Here is a 7,982-nt window from a genome sequence, read left to right on the forward strand (position 1 = left end):
AGTTCATTATAAAATCCGCCAAATAATTAAAAAATAACATATCGCAAATTATTTATAATGACTATCGGTGGTATAGGATGAAAATTTTTAATAAACTAATTAGTGAAGGATAACTATGGGAATTTCAGAAAATCTATGGAGGGGAATTTATCAATGAATCAAGAACATTTTGATACTATAAAGAATAAAGACGGCTTTATCGCGGCACTTGATCAAAGCGGTGGTAGTACACCAGAAGCTCTGAATGCTTATGGGGTCAGTGAAGACCAGTATTCAAATGACGATGAAATGTTTGATCTTGTTCACAAAATGCGTACACGAATCATCACATCTCCATCTTTTACTCCGGATAAAATTATTGGCGCGATTTTATTTGAACATACGATGAATAATAGGATAGAAGGTCAGTATGCTGGAGATTATTTAAGCGATAAAGGAATTGTTCCGTTTATTAAAATAGATCAAGGACTTGCAGATGAAGAACATGGCGTACAATTAATGAAGCCAATTCCAGGACTTAATAATTTACTTAAACAAGCAAAAGAACAAAATATGTTTGGTACAAAAATGCGTTCAAACATTCTTTCATATAATGAAAAAGGCATCGATGATGCAGTCACCCAGCAGTTTCAAGTTGCTCAAGAAATAATTGATGCTGGCTTAGTTCCTATCGTTGAACCTGAAGTGAATATTCATTCTGAAGATAAAGAACAAATTGAGGAATATTTAAAACAATCCATTAAAAACCATTTAGATGCATTAGCTACTGATGATTATGTGATGTTGAAATTAACTATCCCAACGAAAGCTAATTTATATCAAGAATTAGCCGATCATTCACAAGTTTTACGTGTTGTTGCTTTATCAGGTGGTTATGAAAGAGACGAAGCGAACGAAATACTTAGTCAAAATGACAATGTTATAGCAAGTTTTTCACGGGCGCTTACGCAGGACTTATCTGTTAATCAAAGTGATGCAGACTTTGATGCAAAACTAAAAGAAGCAGTGGATTCTATTTATGAAGCTTCTGTTGTAAAAAACTAAATCTTTGCAAAAAGACTTCCAATATTCATATACCAGAACTTACATTCGAGTTATAGTATAGACAGAGAGTAGTATATCATTCTCCTAGATTTTAAGACGGTACTCCCCAATGAACTACTCATACAATTATAGTCCGATAAAGACGCAAAAAGGCAGGGCTCTCACCTTGCTTTTTTTGTGTTTAAAGCTGAAATAGTTTGTAGATGAATAATTTGCGATGCTGTGACCCCTTGAGCCTGTTAGGCTCAAATTTGTAATCAAAATGAAATCGGGGGATAGAAAACCCGTACAGTGGGATGTCTATCCCCCGACATTCTGAAAAAGCTTATTTTCGGTGTTTTTTTAAAAGAGAAGTGTCCGACGATCCAATCCCTAATTAATGAACTAAAACACAATCCATATTTTCGTCAGGCGTGTCGCATCGAAACGAAAGTTAAAAAGTTATAAAAAATAATACATCACAAATTATTCATTTACATAAATTCTTGACAATAATCGTTTACTAGTGTAAACTATATTTAACATTAATGCTTACGCGCGTAAACGAAAGGGGGAGAGAATATGAGTACTATAGCTGTAGACCTTCATATAACCGATGCTGAATGGGAAGTTATGCGAGTAGTCTGGGCGAATGGTCGAGTGACTAGTAAAGAAGTCATTTTTACATTGGGAGAGAAAATGGACTGGAAACAAGCGACAACCAAAACGCTCTTAGGTCGACTCGTGGAAAAAGGCGCACTGAATACAGAACAAGAAGGTAGAAAATATATTTATTCGGCAAATATCGAAGAGAAAGAAGCGGTAAGAAGTTTTACAAACGATATTTTCGATCGTATTTGTCGAAAGAATGTCGGGAATGTAGTAGGGAGTATCATTGAAGATCATGTCTTAAGCTTCGATGATATCCAGCGACTAGAAGAAATATTAGAGATGAAAAAAGCTTTCGCAGTAGAAGAAGTGGATTGCCAGTGTTCAGAAGGGCAATGCGATTGCCATTTACATCATCATGGAGAATAAGGAGCGAAAAAATTGGAGAATAAATCGTTTGCCATAGAAGGTATGACCTGTGCGTCTTGTGCGCAGACAGTAGAAAAAGCGGCAAAAAAAGTACGTGGGGTCACACAGGCTTCCGTGAACCTAGCAACAGAGAAGTTAAGTATAGAGTACGATGAAGCAACTTTTTCGGTAGAAAATCTACAAAAAGCAGTGGATAATTCAGGGTATGAACTGATTGCCCAAGAAGGAACGACGCAAACCTTTGCAATTGAAGGGATGACCTGTGCGTCTTGTGCGCAGACAATTGAAAAAGCTGTCGGAAAGTTGTCGGGCGTAGATAAAGCTTCAGTCAATTTAGCGACAGAAAAAATGCAAGTTTCTTATAACCCGTCAGCAATTTCAGTATCTGATGTGACTGGTGCTGTATCCAATAGTGGTTATGCAGCCGTATTAGAAACAACTGAGACTCAAGATAATTCACGAGCAGAGAAGCGTGAGAAAAAAGAAAAAAGAATGAAGCAACTTTCAAATCGTTTTGGGATATCCATTATATTTACAATCCCTTTACTAATTATATCCATGGGTCCAATGGTCGGTATGCCTCTACCAAATATCGTTGACCCAATGATAAATGCATTTAATTTTTCTCTTTTACAACTTATTCTGACTTTGCCGATAATGGTAGTAAGCTGGGAATATTTCCAGAAGGGATTCAAAACCTTATTTAAAGGTCACCCAAATATGGATTCCCTGATTGCCCTTGGTACCGCGGCCGCTTTTGTATACAGTCTGGCAGCGACGATTGGGGCTGGCCTGGGTTACGGGAACTTTTCCGATTTACTTTACTATGAAGTGACTGGAGTTATCTTAACTCTTCATACGTTAGGGTTATTTTTAGAAGAGCGATCAAAGGGGCAAATGTCCTCAGCGATTGAAAAATTAGTCAACTTGGTTCCTAAAACAGCTCGAGTGATACGTAATGGTGTGGAACAAGAGATTACTGTGGACGAAGTCGCTTTAGGAGATGTTATTCGAGTTCGTCCGGGAGAAAGTATGCCTGTAGATGGTGTTGTTGTTGAGGGACGCACTTCAGTCGATGAATCAATGCTGACAGGAGAAAGTATCCCCGTGGAAAAGGAAAGTGGAGACGAGGTTATTGGGGCTAGTATCAATAAAAATGGTTCCATTGATTACCGCGCGACTCGAGTGGGAAGTGATACAACTCTATCTCAAATCATAAAATTAGTAGAAGATGCTCAAGGGTCTAAAGCACCCATTGCTCGAATGGCCGATATCATTACCGGATATTTCGTACCGATTGTTATAGCATTAGCCGTTTTAGGAGGGATTGCTTGGTTAATTGCAGGTCAATCTGGAATATTTGTTTTATCCGTTATCATAACAACCCTTGTCATTGCTTGTCCATGTGCCTTAGGTTTGGCGACTCCAACAAGTATTATGGTTGGAACCGGAAAAGGGGCAGAGCATGGTGTGTTGATAAAAAGTGGTGAGGCGTTAGAAACCACTCATAATTTAGACACGATTGTATTTGATAAAACAGGGACACTGACAGAAGGTAAACCTATCGTGACGGATATTTTGGTAACTCCTCTTGTTACTAAAGAAAATCTTTTATATTATGCAGCTTCCGGTGAAACAGGTTCTGAACACCCATTAGGCGAAGCCATCGTACAGAAATCAAAAGAAGAGAACATGACATTAGCTAAACCAGATCATTTTGAAGCGATTCCTGGACACGGGATTCGAGTTGAAATTGAGGGCAAAGATATGTACATTGGAAACCGTAAACTGATGCTAGAGCAAAAGATTGATTTATCAAGTATGGAAAAAGAATCCGATCGTTTAGCAGACGAAGGAAAAACACCGATGTATCTCTCTGTTGATGGAGAACTAGCTGGAATTATCGCAGTAGCTGACACACTCAAGGAAAATAGTATGAAGGCTGTTAAAGAACTTAGAAGACGCGGTGTTGAAGTAATCATGATTACTGGAGATAACAAACGTACAGCCAAAGCGATTGCTAAGCAAGTGGGTATAGACAGTGTATTAAGTGAAGTATTACCTGAAGATAAAGCAGAGGAAGTCAAAAAACTACAAGAGGCAGGCAAGAAGGTAGCGATGGTTGGAGACGGCATTAACGATGCACCCGCATTAGCTCAAGCAGATATCGGTATTGCAGTTGGATCAGGTACAGACGTGGCGATTGAATCGGCTGATATTGTCCTTATGCGTAATGATTTAACCGCTGTATTGACTGCGATTGATTTAAGTCATGCAACGCTACGAAACATTAAACAAAACTTGTTCTGGGCTTTTGCTTACAACCTTGTAGGTATTCCAGTTGCGATGGGTCTCTTGCATATTTTTGGCGGACCATTGATGAATCCAATGTTTGCGGCAGTCGCCATGAGTTTCAGCTCCGTATCGGTCTTGCTCAATGCTTTACGGTTAAGACGATTCAAACCAGCAGTTGTTTAGAAAACACGTAGCTTATTTGGGATTTAAACTTCTTCCTATTCTATATAATAGGAGAAGATAAAAAAAAAAAGGGGAATAAAATAATGAAAAAAGAAGTCTTATTAGATGGCGTAAAATGTGCAGGTTGTGCGAACACGGTACAAGAAAGATTTTCAGCTATTGAAGGGGTTGAATCTGTAGAGGTTGATTTAGCGACTAAAAAAGCAGTACTTGAAAGTCAAACAGAGATTGATACCGAAACGCTCAATGCTGCTTTAGCAGAAACTAACTATTCAGTATTAAGTGCATAAAGTACAAATACCATTTATTCATAGATAGTAGATAGAGATAAAGTATAGAACCCTTTTCATGAGAATTATATGCAGTGTTAGATGAGAAAGTTCTAAAACTTTAAAATCAGTCTCTAATATAATAAGGAGGAATTAAAAATGAGTAATAACAAAAAACATTCGTCACATAGTCATCATAATCACGGCGACATGGATCACAGCAAGATGGACCATAGTCAGATGGATCACAGCAAGATGGATCACAGCAAGATGGACCATAGTCAGATGGATCACAGCAAGNTAGTCAGATGGATCACAGCAAGATGGATCACAGCAAGATGGACCATAGTCAGATGGATCACAGCAAGATGGATCACAGCAAGATGAATCACAGCAAGATGAATCACAGTGAAATGGATCATGGCGCAATGGGAGGGCATGCCCACCACCATCACGGTAGCTTTAAGGAGATTTTCTTGAAGTCACTCCCATTAGGAATTGCAATCTTACTCATTACTCCTATGATGGATATTCAGTTGCCTTTCCAAATTATTTTTCCTTATGCAGACGTTGTAGCAGCTGTATTGGCAACAATTCTATACATTTATGGCGGAAAACCATTCTACATGGGTGCGAAAGATGAGTTTAATTCAAAAGCTCCAGGCATGATGTCCTTGATTACTTTGGGAATAACGGTTTCTTATGCCTATAGTGTTTACGCAGTGGCCGCTCGATATGTGACCGGAGAACATGTCATGGACTTCTTCTTTGAGTTTACAACGTTAATTTTAATCATGTTATTAGGACACTGGATTGAAATGAAGGCATTGGGTGAAGCAGGGGACGCGCAAAAAGCATTGGCTGAGTTGGTGCCGAAAGATGCTCATGTTGTTTTAGAAGACGATTCGATTGAGACTCGTCCTGTGTCTGAACTTCAGATTGGAGATGTTATCCGTGTTCAAGCAGGAGAAAATGTTCCAGCTGATGGTATCATTATTCGCGGAGAATCACGTGTAAACGAAGCGCTTGTGACTGGGGAATCGAAACCAATTGAAAAAAATCCCGGAGATGAGGTCATCGGTGGATCAACCAATGGTGGCGGAGTCCTCTATGTGGAAATAAAGCAGACGGGCGATAAGTCCTTCATTTCTCAGGTTCAGGCATTAATCAGTCAAGCTCAAGGCCAATCTTCTCGAGCAGAAAATCTTGCACAAAAAGTTGCAGGATGGCTCTTTTATATTGCGGTTATTGTAGCGCTTATTGCCCTTGTCATATGGATGGTTATAGCTGATGTACCAACGGCAGTTATTTTTACAGTCACCACATTAGTTATTGCTTGTCCGCATGCCCTGGGTCTGGCTATTCCATTGGTGACTGCTCGTAGTACCAGCTTAGGGGCCAGTCGGGGATTATTAGTGAAAGACCGGGACGCTTTGGAGTTGACTACAAAAGCAGATGTTATAGTTTTAGATAAAACTGGAACTTTAACAACTGGTGAGTTTAAAGTATTAGATGTTGAACTCTTTAATGATAAATATACGAAAGATGAAATCGTTGCCTTATTGTCAGGTATCGAAGGTGGATCTAGTCACCCTATCGCTCAGTCAATTATTAGTTACGCAGAACAGCAAGGGATACGTCCAGTAAGTTTTGATTCGATTGATGTTATTTCTGGCGCTGGTGTAGAAGGTCAAGCTAACGGACATCGTTATCAATTAATCAGTCAAAAATCATATGGACGTAATCTGGATATGGATATTCCAAAAGGAGCAACCCTCAGTGTCTTAGTAGAAAACGACCAAGCAATCGGTGCTGTAGCTTTAGGGGATGAATTAAAACCGACAAGTAAAGACTTAATACAAGCCCTTAAAAAGAACAAGATTCAGCCGATTATGGCAACGGGTGACAATGAAAAAGCGGCTCAAGGAGCTGCAGAAATTTTAGGTATTGATTATCTAGCTAATCAATCTCCTCAAGACAAATATGAATTAATTGAAAAACTTAAAGCAGAAGGAAAGAAAGTTATCATGGTCGGTGACGGGGTCAACGATGCACCTTCTCTTGCATTAGCAGACGTTGGTATAGCTGTTGGTGCCGGAACTCAAGTAGCATTGGATTCAGCCGATGTCATCTTGACACAGTCAGACCCTGGCGACATTGAATCCTTTATCGAGTTGGCTCAGAAGACCACACGTAAGATGAAAGAAAATCTTGTTTGGGGAGCAGGGTATAACTTTATCGCGATCCCAATAGCTGCAGGAATACTAGCACCAATTGGCATAACATTAACTCCAGCAGTCGGTGCCGTCTTGATGTCACTTTCGACTGTAATTGTTGCCATCAATGCTATGACATTGAAATTAGAGCCGAAATAAAACGAAGCAGGAACGAAAAAAGCACTGGCTGGTTTGACCCCCTTCCAGAATCGGGTCAGACCAGCCAGTATGCTGTATAAGGAAAATTATATTGGTGTCTTTTAACGCCTAAATTATTTGTGATTTAATGATATAAAATCCTGATTATTCTAAAAAAGGGACAGTGATAGAAAAATGGCTATATCTATTAAAGTGGATGAGGCAGTACAGGAATGGATGAAGAAGAAAGGTCGTACGATAATAACTGTTTCACTTAGAGCAACTCGCACTTGTTGCGTGGGTGCAGTAGATGTGGATATTTCATATAAAAACCCTCAAAATAACAACTACATGTTGATTCAACACAACGGCCTTTTTATTTATCTTGATAAAAGATTACCTTTGAGGAAGAACGAGCTACATTTATCTATGATGGGAAAATCTATTTTTTCCTCTATACATATAGAGGGCTTAATGGTTCAGTGATACTTTACTGATATCCAGCGATGCAAAAATAATATGTAGAGGCTATTCCATCTAAGTGAATCCACGACTTTTAAATCACTAACAAATACGCTTGGAAAATAAGTAATAAGTTTTCAAAATTTGAAATTTTGATGATACGACTGAGTACATCTTGTTTCTTCTTAATGTTGGTTTTGACACTACAATTATAGAGTGATTTCTAGGTGTAATCTTTTTGTTTAATCAACTTAATAGCACAATTAATTCTTTTGATAAAAATACTTGTAATAAATTCGTACGCAGAGAAACCAGTGTAAAAGACTCCTTGATATTAAAATGGACCCTGTGTCAAGGA

Annotated in this window: 6 protein-coding genes; all 6 read left to right on the top strand. The window is 38.7% G+C overall.

The features are described from left to right. The first annotated feature begins 153 nt into the window (after positions 1 to 153). The 6 genes from EF384_RS09065 (at position 154) to EF384_RS09090 (ending at position 7,648) form a co-directional block, all read left to right on the top strand. Positions 154 to 1,044, top strand: coding sequence for a fructose bisphosphate aldolase (locus EF384_RS09065; RefSeq protein WP_123781329.1), 891 nt, complete (start codon positions 154 to 156; stop codon positions 1,042 to 1,044). Between the two features lie 561 nt (positions 1,045 to 1,605). Further along, a complete protein-coding gene (gene tcrY / locus EF384_RS09070; RefSeq protein WP_123781331.1) occupies positions 1,606 to 2,061 on the top strand; it encodes a copper-responsive transcriptional repressor TcrY in 456 nt (151 codons plus the stop codon). Between the two features lie 12 nt (positions 2,062 to 2,073). Then, entirely contained in the window at positions 2,074 to 4,539 is a 2,466-nt protein-coding gene (locus EF384_RS09075; RefSeq protein WP_123781333.1) for a heavy metal translocating P-type ATPase, read from the top strand. Between the two features lie 83 nt (positions 4,540 to 4,622). Beyond that, positions 4,623 to 4,829 (top strand): copper chaperone TcrZ, encoded by a 207-nt coding sequence (gene tcrZ, locus EF384_RS09080; protein ID WP_002294571.1) that lies wholly within the window; start codon positions 4,623 to 4,625, stop codon positions 4,827 to 4,829. Positions 4,830 to 5,116: 287 nt separating this feature from the next. Beyond that, positions 5,117 to 7,183, top strand: coding sequence for a copper-translocating P-type ATPase TcrB (gene tcrB / locus EF384_RS09085; RefSeq protein ID WP_123781334.1), 2,067 nt, complete (start codon positions 5,117 to 5,119; stop codon positions 7,181 to 7,183). A gap of 174 nt (positions 7,184 to 7,357) precedes the next feature. Continuing rightward, on the top strand, positions 7,358 to 7,648 hold the full coding sequence (locus EF384_RS09090) for a CC/Se motif containing family (protein WP_048728504.1): 291 nt from the start codon (positions 7,358 to 7,360) through the stop codon (positions 7,646 to 7,648). Positions 7,649 to 7,982: the final 334 nt, after the last annotated feature.

This window comes from Aerococcus agrisoli (assembly GCF_003797145.1).
GTDB lineage: Bacteria > Bacillota > Bacilli > Lactobacillales > Aerococcaceae > Aerococcus > Aerococcus agrisoli.